The 15,542-nt window shown below is 72.1% G+C and carries 14 protein-coding genes; 9 read left to right on the top strand and 5 right to left on the bottom strand.

The features are described from left to right. The first annotated feature begins 112 nt into the window (after positions 1-112). From IEZ07_RS16765 to era, 3 genes are all read left to right on the top strand, one after another. Positions 113-727, top strand: coding sequence for a hypothetical protein (locus tag IEZ07_RS16765; protein WP_191895621.1), 615 nt, complete (start codon positions 113-115; stop codon positions 725-727). A 42-nt stretch (positions 728-769) separates the two neighbouring features. Continuing rightward, entirely contained in the window at positions 770-1,102 is a 333-nt protein-coding gene (locus IEZ07_RS16760) for a cytidine deaminase-like protein (protein WP_191895620.1), read from the top strand. A 62-nt stretch (positions 1,103-1,164) separates the two neighbouring features. Next, positions 1,165-2,085 carry a GTPase Era gene (era, locus tag IEZ07_RS16755; protein WP_191895619.1) on the top strand — a complete coding sequence of 307 codons (921 nt, stop codon included), beginning with the start codon at positions 1,165-1,167 and terminating at the stop codon, positions 2,083-2,085. On the opposite strand, the gene IEZ07_RS16750 is transcribed toward era, so the two are convergent. Next, on the bottom strand, positions 2,076-2,540 hold the full coding sequence (locus tag IEZ07_RS16750) for a hypothetical protein (protein ID WP_191895618.1): 465 nt from the start codon (positions 2,538-2,540) through the stop codon (positions 2,076-2,078). The two genes, era and IEZ07_RS16750, sit on opposite strands and share 10 nt — an antisense overlap. A gap of 369 nt (positions 2,541-2,909) precedes the next feature. On the opposite strand from IEZ07_RS16750, the gene IEZ07_RS16745 reads away from it, so the two are divergent. Together IEZ07_RS16745 and IEZ07_RS16740 are read left to right on the top strand one after the other, a co-directional pair. Beyond that, a complete protein-coding gene (locus tag IEZ07_RS16745; RefSeq protein ID WP_191895617.1) occupies positions 2,910-3,986 on the top strand; it encodes a transporter substrate-binding domain-containing protein in 1,077 nt (358 codons plus the stop codon). A gap of 197 nt (positions 3,987-4,183) precedes the next feature. Then, positions 4,184-5,242: a hypothetical protein gene (locus IEZ07_RS16740; protein WP_191895616.1), complete on the top strand. Its 1,059-nt coding sequence runs from the start codon at positions 4,184-4,186 to the stop codon at positions 5,240-5,242. Positions 5,243-5,352: 110 nt separating this feature from the next. On the opposite strand, the gene IEZ07_RS16735 is transcribed toward IEZ07_RS16740, so the two are convergent. After that, the gene (locus tag IEZ07_RS16735) at positions 5,353-5,598 is read right to left on the bottom strand and encodes a DUF2630 family protein (RefSeq protein WP_068896872.1); all 246 of its coding nucleotides are present in this window, start codon (positions 5,596-5,598) and stop codon (positions 5,353-5,355) included. Between the two features lie 310 nt (positions 5,599-5,908). On the opposite strand from IEZ07_RS16735, the gene leuA reads away from it, so the two are divergent. Beyond that, positions 5,909-7,615, top strand: a complete 1,707-nt coding sequence (gene leuA, locus IEZ07_RS16730; RefSeq protein WP_191895615.1) for a 2-isopropylmalate synthase — start codon at positions 5,909-5,911, stop codon at positions 7,613-7,615. Positions 7,616-7,922: 307 nt separating this feature from the next. Beyond that, entirely contained in the window at positions 7,923-9,398 is a 1,476-nt protein-coding gene (locus IEZ07_RS16725) for an ATP-binding protein (RefSeq protein WP_191895614.1), read from the top strand. Between the two features lie 30 nt (positions 9,399-9,428). Here the strand turns inward: IEZ07_RS16725 and IEZ07_RS16720 are convergent, their stop codons facing one another. Then, the gene (locus IEZ07_RS16720; protein ID WP_191895613.1) at positions 9,429-10,127 is read right to left on the bottom strand and encodes a TetR/AcrR family transcriptional regulator; all 699 of its coding nucleotides are present in this window, start codon (positions 10,125-10,127) and stop codon (positions 9,429-9,431) included. Positions 10,128-10,341: 214 nt separating this feature from the next. Between IEZ07_RS16720 and IEZ07_RS16715 the strand changes: the two genes are divergently transcribed. Continuing rightward, positions 10,342-11,286, top strand: a complete 945-nt coding sequence (locus IEZ07_RS16715; RefSeq protein WP_191895612.1) for an NAD-dependent epimerase/dehydratase family protein — start codon at positions 10,342-10,344, stop codon at positions 11,284-11,286. 99 nt (positions 11,287-11,385) lie between these two features. Here IEZ07_RS16715 and IEZ07_RS16710 read toward each other — a convergent pair whose 3' ends face one another. Both IEZ07_RS16710 and IEZ07_RS16705 read right to left on the bottom strand, forming a co-directional pair. Further along, on the bottom strand, positions 11,386-12,291 hold the full coding sequence (locus tag IEZ07_RS16710) for a Gfo/Idh/MocA family protein (RefSeq protein WP_191895611.1): 906 nt from the start codon (positions 12,289-12,291) through the stop codon (positions 11,386-11,388). 79 nt (positions 12,292-12,370) lie between these two features. Then, entirely contained in the window at positions 12,371-13,657 is a 1,287-nt protein-coding gene (locus IEZ07_RS16705) for a Glu/Leu/Phe/Val family dehydrogenase (protein WP_068897083.1), read from the bottom strand. Positions 13,658-13,929: 272 nt separating this feature from the next. Here IEZ07_RS16705 and IEZ07_RS16700 point away from each other — a divergent pair, with 272 nt between their 5' ends. Continuing rightward, positions 13,930-15,483, top strand: coding sequence for an alkaline phosphatase D family protein (locus IEZ07_RS16700; protein WP_191895610.1), 1,554 nt, complete (start codon positions 13,930-13,932; stop codon positions 15,481-15,483). Positions 15,484-15,542 lie beyond the last annotated feature (59 nt).

The raw sequence follows: 15,542 nt of genomic DNA, 5'->3' as shown, positions 1-15,542 counted from the left end.
GAGCGGTGCGGTCTCGGACGCAGGGGCGGAGACCGGTGCGGGCACGGGTGCGCGGACGGATGTGCGGGCGGACGCCGTGGCAGGCGGGGACGCCGGCGCAGGTACGGAGACGGTGCTGCACTCGGGTGCGGCGGGGACGGGCGCCGACCGGACCCGGTTGCGAGGGCTGCTCCTGCAGACGCAGGACCTGCCCGAAGGGTTCTCGGCCCGGCTCCGCGGGGGCTGGCGGCCCCCGTTCCGCCCGGCCGCCGGTGACTGCCGCCGCGTGCTGGAGAGCGCCGGGCACAGGGCTCCCCAGGGGGCTTCGGACGTACGGGTGACCGCGACCTACCCCGGGCACGGTCTGGGCGAGCTGGCGGGGATCGGCCTGGAGAGCCATCCCGGCGAGGGCGCCGAGCGTCGTTTCGCCGCCCTGGCCGCGGCACTGGACCGCTGCCGGGTCGCGGCCGTCCCCGCGACCGGCGCCGCGGCGGACCGGGAGACCCTGCTCACGGGATCGGACCTGGCGTTGGACGCGGTCGGGGACGACATGCGGGCCAGGCGCCTGCACGGCAGGCTGAACGGATACCCGTACGAGATGCACGTGGTCCTCATCCGCTCGGGGAGGACCCTGGTGTCGCTGGTGCACGCCGGGATCGCGGACGTCGACGCCGGACGCACCCAGCGGCTCGCGGGGTTCCTGGCCGACCGGGCGGGCGGTTCGGCGGGGGACGGGGACGAGACGTGACCGGGTGCGCGGGGGCGCGGCGGGGCTGAATACCCTTGTGCCGTGAGTGAAGCGACCCTCGACCCCGAGGACAACAAGATCATCTTCCTGGCCCGTTCGGCCCGTGCCCGCAACGGCGCCGCCGAGGGCGCGGCCGTACGCGACGAGACCGGCCGGACCTACTCGTCGACCAACGTCGACCTGCCCTCCCTGACCCTGTCCGCGCTGCAGGTCGCGGTGGCCATGGCGGTCTCCAGCGGAGCCCGGTCCCTGGAGGCGGCGGCGCTGGTCACCGCGGGCGACGGGCCGAGCGAGGCGGACACCCGGGCGGTGCGCGACCTGGGCGGCGAGACCCTGCTCGTGGCGGCCCCGGACGGCACCCTGCGCCGGAGCTGAGCACGGTCCCGGAGGGCGGCCGAGGGGCGGTCCCGTCAGAGCGGGCCTCCGCATCGGGGACAATGGACGACGTGAGTTCCTCAGCTGCTGATTTCCGCGCGGGTTTCGCCTGCTTCGTCGGCCGGCCCAACGTCGGCAAGTCCACGCTGATGAACGCGTTGGTCGGCACCAAGGTGGCGATCACCTCGTCCAAGCCGCAGACCACCCGGCGCGTCATCCGCGGCATCGTGCACCGCCCGGACGCCCAGCTCATCATCGTCGACACCCCCGGCCTGCACCGGCCGCGCACGCTGCTCGGCGAGCGGCTGGACAGCCTGGTGCTGTCCACCCTCACCGAGGTCGACGTGATCGGCTTCTGCCTCCCGGCCAACGAGCCCATCGGCAAGGGCGACCGCTTCATCGCCGAGAAGCTCGCGGCGGTGAAGCGGACCCCGGTGGTCGCCGTGGTCACCAAGTGCGACCTGGCCGCCCGCGAGCAGATCGCCGAGCAGCTGCTCGCGGTCTCCCGGCTCGCCGAGTTCGCGGAGATCGTCCCCGTGTCCGCGCAGTCGGGGGACCAGCTCGACGTGGTGAGCGACCTGCTGATCCGGCGCCTCCCCGAGAGCCCCCCGCTGTACGAGGGGGGGCAGCTCACCGACGAGCCGGAGCAGGTCCTGGTCGGCGAGCTCATCCGGGAGGCCGCGCTGGAGGGCGTGCGGGACGAGCTGCCGCACTCGATCGCGGTCGTCGTCGACGAGATGCTGCCCCGCGAGGGCCGCGACGACCTGCTCGACATCTACGCGCACATGTTCGTCGAGCGCCCCTCCCAGAAGGCCATCGTCATCGGGCACAAGGGCACGCGGCTGAAGGACGTCGGCAGCCGCGCCCGCAAGCAGATCGAGGCGCTGCTCGGCACCCGGGTCTACCTCGACCTGCGCATCAGCGTCGCCAAGGACTGGCAGCGCGACCCCAAGCAGCTGCGCCGCCTCGGCTTCTACGACTGACGGAGCCGGCGGCCGGAGGTCAGGGCGGTGACCGCGGACCCGGTCACCGCCAGCGCCGCCGCCAGGGCGACGAACCAGCCGTACTCCACGGTCGGCTCGACCCGCACCAGCTCGCCGATCGCGAGGGAGGCGCTCCGGCCCCCGCCCTGCGGGTCGCTGAGGAAGACCAGCAGCACCGCGGTGGTGACCGCACCGGGCAGGGCCGCGAGGGCGGTGAAAGGCCGGTCACCGCCCGCGACCCCGATGACCGCGGCCATGACCCCGCCGACCAGTGCGAGGATCCCGGACCAGTCGTCCACGCCCCGGACGTGCCGGCTCAGTGAGCCCAGGACGGCGATGTCGGCCGTGACCCCGGCCCACGGCAGGAACGCGGCCACCACCAGCAGGGCGCCCCCGGCGATCACCCCGACCGGCGCGATCCGGTTGGGGGAGGCGGGGGTCGTGAGATCGGCCATCGGCCAAGGGTAGTTTCACCGGGACGCCTCGGGCAGGCGCATCCCGCACATTCCCGCCGGGCTTCTTGTCCGCCCGTGCGCGGTCACCGGCTCGGACCCGCCCCCGCTCGGGCGGTCCCCCTCTCCGTCCGGAACGCGCTCGGCGGCGGCGTCGTGCACTCCGGCGCGGTCGTGAGCCCGCGGCCATGAGGCCCGCGGGAGGAGCCGCGCGGGAGGAGGCGCGCGGCCGTGAGCCCCGCGGGAGGAGGCACGCCGATTCGATCACTTCTTGGTGACTGTTGCCGGTGGCGCGCGCGCCGCCACCGGCGGCTGGCGTACTCTGCCCCCAGATTTTCATGGAATCGGGGGGAATCGGATCCGGGGGGCGTCATGCGCATCAGAAGGACGAAACCGGAGCCCGACCCCGGAGCGGGACAGGCGGCCGGACCGCCCCCGCCCGTGGAGCCGCCGGAGCCCGACCCCGCAGGCCGGCCGGGACCCGGTGACGTCCTGCCGGGCGGCCGCGGCCTGCGCCTCGCCGGGTGGCTCGCCGCCGTCGTGGCGGCGGTGGTCGTCGCGGGCTGGGCGGTCTGGGAGACGGGACCGCCGACCGAGGCGGAGCTGCTGGAACAGGCGGGCCTGAACGGCAGGCGGAGCCTGTTGGTCGGAGTGAAGGACGACACCCCCGGCATCGCGCTCCGCAAGCCGGACGGCACCTACGAGGGGTTCGACATCCAGATCGCCCTCATGATCGCCGCCGACCTCGGCTTCCGCGCGAGTGAGGTCGAGTTCCTGTCCATCGAGACCGAGGACCGGGCCCGGATGACGGCCAGGAACGCCGCGGGCCAGCACGTGAAGGTCGATCTCGTCGTGGCCACGTTCAGCGTGACACCGGCTCGCAGCGCCAACCGCGCGATCGGGTTCTCCGCGCCCTACCTGGAGACCCAGCAGTCCGTCATCACCCGGAAGGGGCATCCCGACATCACCTCGCTGACGCAGCTCCGGGGCAAGAAGGTCTGCACGCTCGCCGCCTCGACCTCCGAGACCGAGATCGACCGGGCCGGGGCGGAGGTCACCAGGAAGAACCGCATCAGCGACTGCGTCACCGGGCTCAAGACGAAGGAGTACGAGGCCGTCACGACCGACACCGCGATCCTCGCCGGGTTCGTGGCCGGAGAACCCGGCCTCCTCGAACACCACGACATCGGCCTGGAGACCTCCGAGCAGTGGGCCGTCAACGCCGGGGCCAACGGGGCGCTGCGCACCCTCGTGGACCTCTCGCTGCACCGGTCGGCGACCGACCCGCAGGACATGCGCTGGGAGGAGGCCTACGAGCGGTTCGTCACCCCGATGCAGGCGCACAACCCGAGGGAGCAGATCGCCGGCCGTACCCAGCCCGCCGTGCCGGAGCCCGACGTGCGGCGCTGGCCCTGGGAGCGGGGGATCCCTCAGCGGAACGCCGGATGAGCGGGACCGGGGAACCTTCGGCCGCCGGTGCGGCAAGGAAGGCTCCGCCGGTGGACGGGCCGGTGGACGGGCTGGGGGAGACGCCGGGGGAGCAGTCGCTCTCCGGAGGGTTCCCGGGGTATGCGTCCCCCGGCGGGTTCCCCAGGCGCCCGGTGGCCGGAGGGTTCGGGGACCGCGGATCCACGGGGTGGCCCGGAGTGTTCCGGGACCGCGGCTTCGCGGGACGGCCCGGGGGCGCGCGGGGCGGCAACCAGCAGTGGATGCTCGCGGCGCTGCCGGCCTTCCCGCTGGTGCTGCTCGTCGTGCGGCTGTGGTACGCCAGCCGCCAGGACACCCAGACGCTGCTCCTGCTGGTCCAGCACGTCAGTGCGCTCGGGCTGCTCACCGCGGTGCTGCTGACCATCCTGTGGGTGCTGCCTGCCCTCGTGCTGGCGGCCCGCGCGCTCGGCGTCCTGTACCGGGTCAGCACCGGCCGGTCGTCCTGGCTCTCGGTGGCGGCCGACCGGATCCCCGACTGGGTCGTGGTGGTCTCCGTCGTGGTCGGACTGGTGAGCTGGCAGCTCAGGTTCCTGCCGACCCTCGCCATGCTCTCGCTGGCGGTGCTCGGGCTGAGCGTCCACGACCGCAGGCCCGGCCGGCGGGACCTGGTCGTCGTGCTCACGCTGGCGCTGCCCGGCGTGGTGGGCGCCGGGCTCTACGCCTGGCTCGCCCCGGCCATCGGCCAGGCGTTCGCCGAGGGGGACGTCGTCACCGCCGTGCTGCTCACGCTGCCGCCGGGCCTGTCGGTCCTGCTGACCGGCCCGATCCCGGCCCGTGCCGCGGCCGCGCTGACGTCCGGTCTGGCCGTCGCCGTACTCGCGCTGACGCCGCTGTTCACCGCGGCCGTCGTCGTGCAGGCGCCGATCCTGCCGCTGGTGGGGGTGGAGGTCGCCGCGAAGGGCGCCGACGAGGAGATCGCCGGGAAGGTGCTGCTCGGATACGTCATCGCTACCGACGACCGGGTCTCCACCTTCCTCGACCGCGACGGCACCGTGCGGTTCATCGCCAACGGGGCGGTGGTCTCCCAGTTCCTCTGCCCGGACCTCGGCCAGATCCCCCGCAGCCGGGTGGCGCTGCACCGCTGGTACGTCGAGCACAGCGTGCTCGCCTGGTTCGCCCCCGACCCGCTGGAGAAGCCCAGCGACTCCCGCTGCCCGGGCCGTCCGACGGGGCGGAGCGACCGGGAGCGCCCGGGGCCCGGCGGCGCGACCGGGTGACCGGACGCGCTCGCGGCGTCCGCGGGTGCGACGGGGCGGCCCACGGTCCGTGGCGGCGGATCGCCGGTGCGACGGGCCGGTCCACGGTGCGTGGCGGCGGGTCGCCGGTCCTACTGGCGGTACTCCTCGACCTCGTCGACCGGGCGCGGCTCCGCCGCGTTGGGGTCCTCGCCGAACTCCCGGTGGGCCCGGCGCTGCCTGAGCAGGTCCCACGCCTGGTCGAGGGCCTCCTCGATGGATCTGATCCGGTGGTTCTCCTCGTGGGAGGAGATGGAACCGGACGCCAGCAGCGCGCGGAGGTCGCGTTCCTCGGCGATGAGGTGGTTGATGTGGGCGAGAATGTCGACGTCCTTCATTGCGGACCCTCCCTTTCTGCGCTCCCTTTCGGACTGTATCCGACGGGCGCCGCCGTACTCCGCGGCAGGCGGGAGCAGGCGCCGGTCCCGCCCGGGAGCGGCGGCGCCCGCGGGCGTCCGGGCATTCGGAAGTCCGGGATGTGAGATCGGCGTCCGGGGATTTGGAACCGTCTGTTAACGTGGCATGCATGCTGCGCGGGCTGCTTCTTAGCTGCCGCGACGAGGGCCTGTAACAGGCCGGCTCCCTCGTCGCGGAGCGAGCCATGCGTGTCGGCCGTGATCGTCTTTCCAGTCGAGGAGCCGAAGCGATATGTATCCGCAGCAGCCCAGCCCCATGCCGTTCCAGCGCTACCAGCCCTTTGAGCCGGTGCGCCTGCCCGACCGCACCTGGCCCGACAAGGTCATCGACAAGGCGCCCCGGTGGTGCGCGGTGGACCTGCGGGACGGCAACCAGGCGCTGATCGACCCCATGGACGCCCACCGCAAGCTCAAGATGTTCGAGCTGCTGGTACGGATGGGCTACAAGGAGATCGAGGTGGGCTTCCCGGCCGCCTCGCAGACCGACTTCGACTTCGTCCGGCAGATCATCGAAGAGGGCCGGATCCCCGAGGACGTGGTGATCCAGGTCCTGACCCAGGCCCGGCCCGAGCTGATCGAGCGGACCTTCGAGGCGATCCAGGGCGCGAAGTCGGCCATCGTCCACCTGTACAACTCGACCTCCACGCTGCAGCGCCGGGTCGTCTTCGGCCAGGACCGCGAGGGCATCACCGCCATCGCCGTCGAGGGCGCCAAGCTCTGCAAGAAGCTGGCGGACGCCTCCGACGTGGACGTCTACTTCCAGTACTCCCCGGAGTCCTTCACCGGGACCGAGCTGGAGTACGCCGTGGAGGTGTGCGACGCCGTCAACGACGTCTGGCAGCCCACCCCGGAGCGCAAGGTCATCGTCAACCTGCCCGCCACCGTCGAGATGGCCACGCCGAACGTCTACGCCGACCAGATCGAGTGGATGCACCGCAACCTGGCCCGCCGCGACTCGATCATCCTGTCCCTGCACCCGCACAACGACCGGGGTACGGCCGTCGCCGCCGCCGAGCTGGGCTACCTGGCCGGGGCCGACCGGATCGAGGGCTGCCTGTTCGGCAACGGCGAGCGCACCGGAAACGTCTGCCTGGTCACGCTGGGCATGAACCTGTTCTCCCAGGGGATCGACCCGGAGGTCGACATCTCCGACATCGACGAGATCCGCCGCGTCGTGGAGTACTGCAACCAGCTGCCCGTCCACCCGCGCCACCCCTGGGGCGGCGAGCTGGTCTACACGGCCTTCTCCGGCTCCCACCAGGACGCCATCAAGAAGGGCTTCGAGCACCTGGAGCGCGACGCCGCCGCGGCGGGCGTGCCGGTGGACGAGTACACCTGGGCGGTGCCGTACCTGCCGATCGACCCCAAGGACATCGGCCGCAGCTACGAGGCCGTGATCCGGGTCAACAGCCAGTCAGGCAAGGGCGGCGTCGCCTACATCATGAAGGCCGACCACCATCTGGACCTGCCGCGCCGGCTGCAGATCGAGTTCTCCCGGGTCGTGCAGGCCCGCACCGACGCCGAGGGCGGCGAGGTCACCCCGGCGGCGATGTGGGAGGCCTTCGCCGACGAGTACCTGCCGAACCAGGCCAGTCCGTGGGGCCGCTTCGGCCTGCTGGCCCACCGCAACACCTCCGGCTCCGACGGCAAGGACGTCATCGGCGCCGACCTGCGGGTGGCGGGGGAGATCCGCGAGGTCGAGGGCGTCGGGAACGGCCCCATCTCCGCCTTCTGCGACGCGCTGTCCGGCATCGGGGTGAAGGTCCGCGTGCTCGACTACGCCGAGCATGCGATGAGCGCCGGAAGCGACGCCAAGGCCGCCTCCTACGTCGAGTGCGAGGTCGGCGACCAGATCCTGTGGGGCGTCGGCATCGACGCCAACACCACCACCGCCTCCCTGAAGGCGATCATCTCCGCGGTCAACCGCGCCGCCCGCTGACCTCCGCGGCGCTCCTCCGGCGGAGCCTGTACGGCTTCCGCCGGCGGGTCCCCGCGGTTCCCGCCCGGACCCGGCACGACCTGCCGGGTCCGGCTCCCGGCGCGCGCCCATGAGGCCCGTGCCGTCCTCCCGGCCGCGCTCACCGTGGAATCCACGCGGAGAGCGCGGTCGCGCCATTCTCCGGTGGTGCGTGGAACCGTGACCGGTCGTACGGAAGCCTGCCAGCCGGCAGGGAGGCCGATCTCGGCCACCCGTCACATGCTAGCCGTACTCGAATTAGGCTAGTTGTAGTACGGCTAAGGAGCGGATGGCGATGATTGAGAAGCCCGCTGATGTTTTCGGTAGGACGCACGAGTGGGACGACCTCGTACGCTTCGCCTGCGACGACTCGCCGGGCCTGCGCATCGGGGTGGTCCGGGGGCGTCGGCGGCACGGCAAATCGTTCCTGCTGGAACACCTGTGCCGGGCGGTGGACGGCACCTACACACTGGCGCTGAGGCAGAGCCGCACCATGGCCCTGAACCGGTTCGCCGACTCCCTGTCGTCGGCCCTGGGGTATCGGATCGGCCGTTTCGATGACTGGGTCCATGCGCTCGACACGGCTGTGGACTCTCTGACGAGGTCGGAGGGATCCGCTCCTCCGCTCCTGGTCCTCGATGAGTTCCCCTACCTGAGCGCCCACTCACCCGAGCTGCCCACGGCCGTTCAGGCGCTCTATGACCAGCGCGGGCCCTCCACCGGGCATCCACCCTTCAAACTGATCTTGTGCGGGTCCGCCCTCTCGGTGATGTCCACACTGCTCTCCGGCGATCAGGCGCTCCGGGGCCGCGCGGTGCTGGATCTGAAGATCGGCCCGTTCCGTCATCGGGACGCCGCGGCCTTCTGGGACTCCGAACCGGAGACCGCGTTGCTCATCGACGCGGTCATAGGAGGCGCGCCCGGATACCGCGACGTGATCGGAGCTCCTCCCCGCTCCGGTGCTTTCGGGGAATGGCTGGAGACGAGCCTGCTGAACCCCTCGCACATCCTCTTCGCGGAGCCGGACTATCTGCTGGCGGAGGACCCCCGCATCGGCGACCGCGCCGTATACCACTCGATCTGGGAGGCCGTCTCGTCCGGGGCGGCCACTCCGACGCAGATCGGCGGGCTCATCGGTATGGACGCCAAATCCCTCGGCTACCACCTGAAGATCATGAGAGACGGCGGATTCATCCGCCACGATCAAGACATCCTCCTGCAGCGCAAACCCGTGATCACGGTGGCGGATCCGGCCGTGCGTTTCCACCACCTCATCGTCCGGCCGAATCTGCTGGATCTCGAGATGCGCAACAGCCGGCTCGTCTGGGAGCATTCGGCGGAGACGTTCTCCTCGAAGATCCTCGGACCCCACTTCGAGGAGATCGCCCGGGAGTGGGTGCGCTGGCACGGCCGCGAAGCGGGTCTGGAGGATATCGGCCAGGTGGGCACCACCGAGGTGGCCTGCCGGGAGCACCGCGGTCATGAGGTCGACGTCGTCGCGCTGTCCCGGAGGTCCATGGCCCGTGCGAAGGGGGCCGGGATCAGTCTGCTGGGTGAGGCCAAATGCACGAACAGGCCCCGAGGAGTCTCCGATCTCGCCCGTCTGGAGCACATCCGGGACCTGCTCGTCTCCCATGGCTGGGACGCCCGGGACGCGAGGTTCGCCCTCTTCTCCCGCTCTGGCTTCACCGATGACCTCAAGGCCGCGGCGGATCCCCGGAGCCTGCTGATCGATCTCCCCGAGTTGTACGGGAAAGCCTCCTGAAGGGGCGGTTGCGCCGACCGGTCCGGCCTGTCAGGCGGGCAGGCCCAGGAGGGCGGCGTGGCAGCGCATGGCGTGCTCGAAGGCCGGGGCGGGGTCGAGGATCGTGTTGTTGAACTGGCCGAACAGCTCGAAGCCGACCCAGCCGAACAGTCCGGTCCAGGCGGTCAGGGCGCGGGCGACCACCTCGTCGGGGACGCCGGGCATGAGCCCCCGCACCCGCTCCGCGTCCCGGCCGAACGAGGCGGGGACGGGCGGGCAGAGGTCGGGCGGGTTCAGGACCCCGGCCCGGTGGGCGTCGGAGACGATCCGGCCGTAGACGACGGTGTCGCGGATCGCCGCGGCGACGGTGTCCATCGGGGCCTTGTAACCGGGCACCGGGGAGCCGTACAGCAGGGCGTACTCGTGCGGGTGGGCGAGAGCCCAGTCCCGCACGGCGTGGCAGACCGCGAGCCACCGGCCGGTGTGGTCGCCGGGTGCGCAGGCCGCCTCGGCGTTCTCCACGGCCTCGCCGAGGGCGTTGTAACCGTCGATGATCAGCGCCGTGAGCAGGTCGTCCCGCGAGGGGAAGTAGCGGTAGATCGCCGAGGAGACCATGCCCATCTCACGGGCCACCGCGCGCAGCGAGAGCCCCGCCGCGCCGTCGACGGCCAGCTGCCTGCGGGCGATGTCGGTGATCTCGCGGGTCAGCTCGGCCCGGACCCGCTCACGTGCTGTACGGCCTGCGCTCATGGGCTCGACCGTACCAGAGCGCCCGAAGAGAACGAGAGCACCGCTCTTGACGATAACCGCTCCTATGAGAGAGCATTGCTCTCAGAACAGAACGGCAATCTGAAACGGAGTTCTCCATGCGCGGCCCGGCGATCGCCTTCGCCGTCAACGCCGTTCTCCGGCTCGTCTGGCAGCAGTGAGAACCGGTCCGGAAACCAGTGAGAGGAAGATCGAGATGAATAGGCACGTCGTCGTGGGAGCGGGGCAGGTCGGCTCCGAGGTGGCCCGGCTGCTGGCGGAGCGGGGGCACGAGGTCGTCCTCGTCAGCCGCTCGGGCTCGGGCCCGGACCTGCCGGGCATCCGCAAGGAGGTCGCCGACGCGGCCGACCGCGAGCGGCTGACCCGGCTGGCCGCAGGCGCCGAGGCGATCTACAACTGCGTCAACCCGCCCTACCCGAGGTGGGCGCAGGACTGGCCGCCGATGGCCGGATCGCTGCTGGCCGCCGCCGAGGCCACCGGTGCCGGATACGTCATCCTCGGAAACCTCTACGTGTACGCGGCCCCCGGCCGGCCTATGAAGGAGAGCGATCCGCTCACCCCGCCCAGCGCCAAGGGCGCCGTCCGGGTCCGCATGTGGCAGGACGCGCTGGCCGCGCACGAGGCGGGCCGGGTCCGGGTGACGGAGATCCGCGGCTCGGACTACTTCGGCCCCGGCTGTCTGGACCAGTCGCATCTGGGAGAGCGGTTCGTCCCCCCGCTGCTGGCGGGCCGGACCGTGCGCCACGTCGGCGACCCCGACCAGCCGCACAGCTGGACCTACGTGCCCGACGTGGCCCGGTCCCTGGTGGCCGCCGCGGCCGACGACCGGTCCTGGGGCCGCGCCTGGCACGTCCCCACCGGCCCGGCGATGACCTACCGGGCCGTGGCCGAGCGGCTGTGCGAGCTGGCGGGTGCCCCCGGCCCGGCAGTGAAGACGATGCCCCACTGGCTCGTCCGGACGGCGGGGGTCTTCTCCCCCATGCTCGGCGAACTGGAGGAGCTGCGCTACCAGTTCGTCCGGCCCTTCGTGCTCGACTCCACCGACTTCCAGACCGTCTTCGGCACGGCGCCCACCCCGCTGGACGAGGCGCTGACCGCCACGATCGTGTGGTGGCGCGACCGCCTGGCCGCCGCGGCGTGACCTGCGGGGCCGGAGGCCGTGCGGTGCGCCGTACGGCGGGCAGGGCGGGACGTACGGGGGAGGCCGTCCCCGGCGGTGGAGGGGTGGAGGCGTGCAGGGCTACCCGGCGGACGCGCGGCCGGCCGCCTCGCGGACGATCTCCTCGCAGAGGGCGTGGGTGGCCAGGGCGTCGTCGGCCCGGATCACCCGGCCCGTCCGGACCGCGTCGAGGAAGTCCAGGCAGGCCTGCTCGATGCCGCGCTGCCGGGCGACCGGGGTCCAGTCGGCGCGCCGGGTGAGCGTCTCGCCGCCCGCGTGGTCGACCACGTCGCCGAGATTGACCACCCGGCGCTTGACCCCGTCGCCCATGACCTCGCAGGTCTCCTCGGAGGCTCCGCTCACCCGGTTCATGACGCCGATCGCGGTGAAACCCTCACCGGAGAGCTCCAGCACCACGTGCTCCAGCAATCCGTCCCGGACCCGTGTGCGGATCCCGGTCCGGGTCACCTCGCCGGGTACGAGGAAGCGCAGCGTGTCCACGACGTGGATGAAGTCGTCGAAGACCGCCCGCCGCGGCTCCTCGGCGTGGTCCACCCGGTTCTTCTGCATCAGGACCAGATGCCGGGGCAGGTCCAGCAGGGCGGCGTACCCGGGCGCGTACCGGCGGTTGAACCCGGTCATCAGGCTCACCCCCGCCTCGTCCGCCAGCCGGGCCAGCCGCTCGCAGCCCGCCAGGTCGTCGGTGATCGGCTTGTCGACGTAGACGTGCACGCCCGCGCGGAGCAGCGGTTCGACGATCCAGGCGTGGGCCGGGGTGGCCGCGTGCACGAACGCCGCCTCGACGCCGGCCGCGACGACCTGGTCCACCGAGGTGGAGCGCGCCGTGACCCGGTAGGCGTCCCCGAGCCGGTCCAGCGTCGCGCGGTCGCGGGTGCACAGGTGCAGGTCGAGGCCGGGGAGCGCGGAGAGCACCGGCAGGTAGGCCTTCTGCGCGATGTCCCCGAGTCCGATCATGGCGATTCTCATGCGCCGAAGCCTATTGCCGGGCTGCGGGACGGCCCCGTACAGGCCCCGGGAGAGGCCGGCACGGGGCCGCCGCGGCAGGTCAGGGGTACAGGCCCCGCATCCGGTGGGCCTCGGCGACCCGGCCGACGCCGATGATGTGGGCCGCCTGGCGCAGGGTCACGCCGCGCTCGGCGGACGTCGCCGCGACCGCGTCGAACGAGGACTCCATCAGGTCGCGGAGCCGCACCTCGACCTCGTTCGCGTTCCAGGAGCAGGCCTGCAGGTTCTGCACCCACTCCAGGTAGGAGACGATCACACCGCCCGCGTTGGCCAGGATGTCCGGGACCACCGTGGTCCCGGCGTCGGCGAGGATGCGGTCCGCCTCCGGGGTGGTGGGGCCGTTGGCGCCCTCCACGATCAGGCGGGCCCTGATCCGGGGGGCGTTCTCCTCGGTGATCACGCCCTCCAGCGCCGCGGGGACGAGGACGTCGACGTCCAGCTCCAGCAGCTCGGCGTGGGAGAGCGCGTCGGCGCGGCGGTAGCCGTACACGCCGCCGGTCTCGGCGACCCAGGCCCGCAGGTCGTCGACGTCGAGGCCGGAGCGGTTCACCACCGCGCCCGTGACGTCGGAGACGGCCACCACCCGGCAGCCGGCGTCGGCGAGGTAGCGGGCGGCGAGCGCGCCGACCTTGCCGAACCCCTGGACCGCGACCGTGCGGCCCTCGGGCGAGCCCGGCAGGGCCTTCAGCGCGGCGAGCTGCACGCCGCGCGAGGTGGCCCCCGCCCGGCCGAGGGAGCCGCCGAGGGTCGTCGGCTTGCCGGTCACCACGCCGGGGACGGGGTAGCCGGTGTTCACCGAGTAGGTGTCCATGATCCAGGCCATGGTCTGCTCGTCGGTGCCGACGTCGGGCGCCGGGATGTCCCGCTCCGGGCCGATGATCGGCAGGATCTCGTTGACGTAGCGGCGGGTGACGCGCTCCAGCTCGCGCGTGGTCAGCGAGGCCGGGTCCACGGAGACGCCGCCCTTGGCGCCGCCGTACGGGATGCCGACCAGCGCGCACTTCCAGGTCATCCACATGGCCAGTGCGGTGACCTCGTGGATGTCGGTGGAGGGGTGGAAGCGGATGCCGCCCTTGGCCGGGCCGCGGGTGATGTTGTGCTGGACCCGGAAGCCCTGCACGACGTCCATCCGGCCGTCCTCGCGGCGGACGGGCACCGCGACGGTGAGCGAGCGGCGCGGGGTGGCGAGCATGGTGCGCAGGCCGTCGTCCAGGCCGAGCCGGTCGGCCGCCTGGTCGAGCTGGAAGAGCGCGGAGTCGAGGGCCTGGCGGCCCGGGCTGAGCAGAGAGGTGGTTGCCGGCGTCGTTGACGGCACCGTGATCGACATGAAGGAGGACCTCCATACGGTGGGCGGGGCGCCGTTGCCCCGCCCGAGGCGGTTGTTCGTGATCAGCGTAACCACGCGGCGTCACCGGGCGAAGGCGACGGTGTTGCGTTCTCGTGGCCGGTTGTTGTGCGATTCCGCACTTGTCCGCCGATCCGTTGTTACCGATCAAACCGGCTGGGCACTGGGAGGGGAACACACCGATATGGCAGGCTCGTGATGATGAGTCCGCCATTCCGTAGTGGCTGATCCGTAGGGCTGAGGGGACGAACGACGTGCCGGAACTTGTGGTCGGGCCGCTGCTGCGCTACGTCGACGAAACGAGCGCCTCCATCTGGGTGGAGACCAGCGAGCCGTGCGAGGTGACGGTCCAGGCGGGGCGGGCGCGGGGGAGCGGGCGGACGTTCACCGTGCACGGCCACCACTACGCCGTGGTGGACGTGGAGGGCGGCGGAGCCTACGAGGTCCGGCTCGACGGCGAGCCCGTCTGGCCGCTGCCGGACCACCCGCCCAGCCGCATCCGGCTGCTCGGCTCCGCCGGCCCCCGGAAGGTGATGTTCGGCTCCTGCCGGACCAGCGTGCCGCACGACACGCTGCACACGATCTCGCACGGGGTGGACGTCCTGCGCTCGTACGGCTGCAGCCTCATGGAGGCCTCCGAGGAGGACTGGCCCGACCTGCTGCTCCTGCTCGGCGACCAGGTCTACGCCGACGAGCCGTCCGCGGAGATGCTGGAGTTCATCAAGAACCGCAGGGACACCGAGCCGAAGAAGGAGATCGCCGACTTCGAGGAGTACGCCGAGCTGTACCGGGTGGCCTGGACCGACCCGGAGATCCGCTGGATGCTCTCGACCGTGCCCACCGCGATGATCTTCGATGACCACGACCTGCGCGACGACTGGAACACCTCGGCGGACTGGCGCGAGCAGATGTCCAAGGTGGAGTGGTGGCCGCGCCGGGTGATCTCGGGACTCGGCGCCTACTGGGTCTACCAGCACCTGGGCAACATGTCACCCGCCGAGCGCGAGGCCGACGGCCTGCTCGGCAAGCTGTGCGCCGCGGAGGGCGACGGGGCGGAGATCCTCGACGCGTTCGCCGCGCACGCCGACGCGGTCCCCTCCGAGAGCAGGTGGAGCTACGCCCGCGACCTGGGCTCGACCCGCCTGATCATGCTCGACACCCGCTGCGCCCGGCAGCTCACCCCGGGGGACCGGCGCATGATCGACCCGGTCGAGTGGGAGTGGCTCACCGAGCAGCTGGAGCGGGAGGGCGCCGAGCGCTTCGTGATCGGCTCGTCGGTGCCGTTCCTGCTCCCGGCCGGCATCCACCACATCCAGACCTGGAACGAGGCGCTGGCCCAGGGGGCGTGGGGCGGCCGGGTCGCCCGCCTGTCGGAGATGCTGCGCCAGGCCATCGACCTGGAGCACTGGTCGGCCTTCCGCCGCTCCTTCGAGGACCTGGCACGGCTGCTGGTCGCAACGGGCAGGCCGGTGGTCATCCTCTCCGGCGACGTGCACTACTCCTACGTCGCCAAGGCCAGGCGCCACCCGATCCACCAGCTGGTCTGCTCGCCCATCCGCAACCCGCTCAGCCGGACGCTCCGCCTGGCCAACATCGTCGCCCAGTTCGGCGTCGCGACCCTGATCGGCGGCTCGCTCTCCCGCCTGGCGCGGATCCCCCGCCCGCCCATCCGGTGGCGGATCACCGACGGCCCGTGGTTCTCCAACGCGATCGCCACGCTCGACCTGGACGGCCCGCTCTCGGCCCGCTGGGACACCGCCACCAGCACGGGCGTCACCGAGGTCGCCACGGTGGAGCTCAAGGCCTGAGTGACTGTTGCGAAACCGGTCAGGCGGTATCGCGGCGCTCGTCTTCGGCAAGCCGTCGG

The organism is Planomonospora parontospora, from assembly GCA_014647935.1.
Lineage (GTDB): Bacteria > Actinomycetota > Actinomycetes > Streptosporangiales > Streptosporangiaceae > Planomonospora > Planomonospora parontospora.
The sequence above is the reverse complement of the archived record's forward strand: the minus strand, read 5'-3'. Positions and strand labels throughout refer to the sequence as shown.

Excerpts from the sequence above, each read along its gene's own strand:
- era (WP_191895619.1), top strand. The coding sequence starts at position 1,165 with ATGGACGACGTGAGTTCCTCAGCTGCTGATTTCCGCGCGGGTTTCGCC.
- IEZ07_RS16750 (WP_191895618.1), bottom strand. The coding sequence starts at position 2,540 with ATGGCCGATCTCACGACCCCCGCCTCCCCCAACCGGATCGCGCCGGTC.
- IEZ07_RS16745 (WP_191895617.1), top strand. The coding sequence starts at position 2,910 with ATGCGCATCAGAAGGACGAAACCGGAGCCCGACCCCGGAGCGGGACAG.
- IEZ07_RS16735 (WP_068896872.1), bottom strand. The coding sequence starts at position 5,598 with ATGAAGGACGTCGACATTCTCGCCCACATCAACCACCTCATCGCCGAG.
- leuA (WP_191895615.1), top strand. The coding sequence starts at position 5,909 with ATGTATCCGCAGCAGCCCAGCCCCATGCCGTTCCAGCGCTACCAGCCC.
- IEZ07_RS16725 (WP_191895614.1), top strand. The coding sequence starts at position 7,923 with ATGGCGATGATTGAGAAGCCCGCTGATGTTTTCGGTAGGACGCACGAG.
- IEZ07_RS16720 (WP_191895613.1), bottom strand. The coding sequence starts at position 10,127 with ATGAGCGCAGGCCGTACAGCACGTGAGCGGGTCCGGGCCGAGCTGACC.
- IEZ07_RS16715 (WP_191895612.1), top strand. The coding sequence starts at position 10,342 with ATGAATAGGCACGTCGTCGTGGGAGCGGGGCAGGTCGGCTCCGAGGTG.
- IEZ07_RS16710 (WP_191895611.1), bottom strand. The coding sequence starts at position 12,291 with ATGAGAATCGCCATGATCGGACTCGGGGACATCGCGCAGAAGGCCTAC.
- IEZ07_RS16705 (WP_068897083.1), bottom strand. The coding sequence starts at position 13,657 with ATGTCGATCACGGTGCCGTCAACGACGCCGGCAACCACCTCTCTGCTC.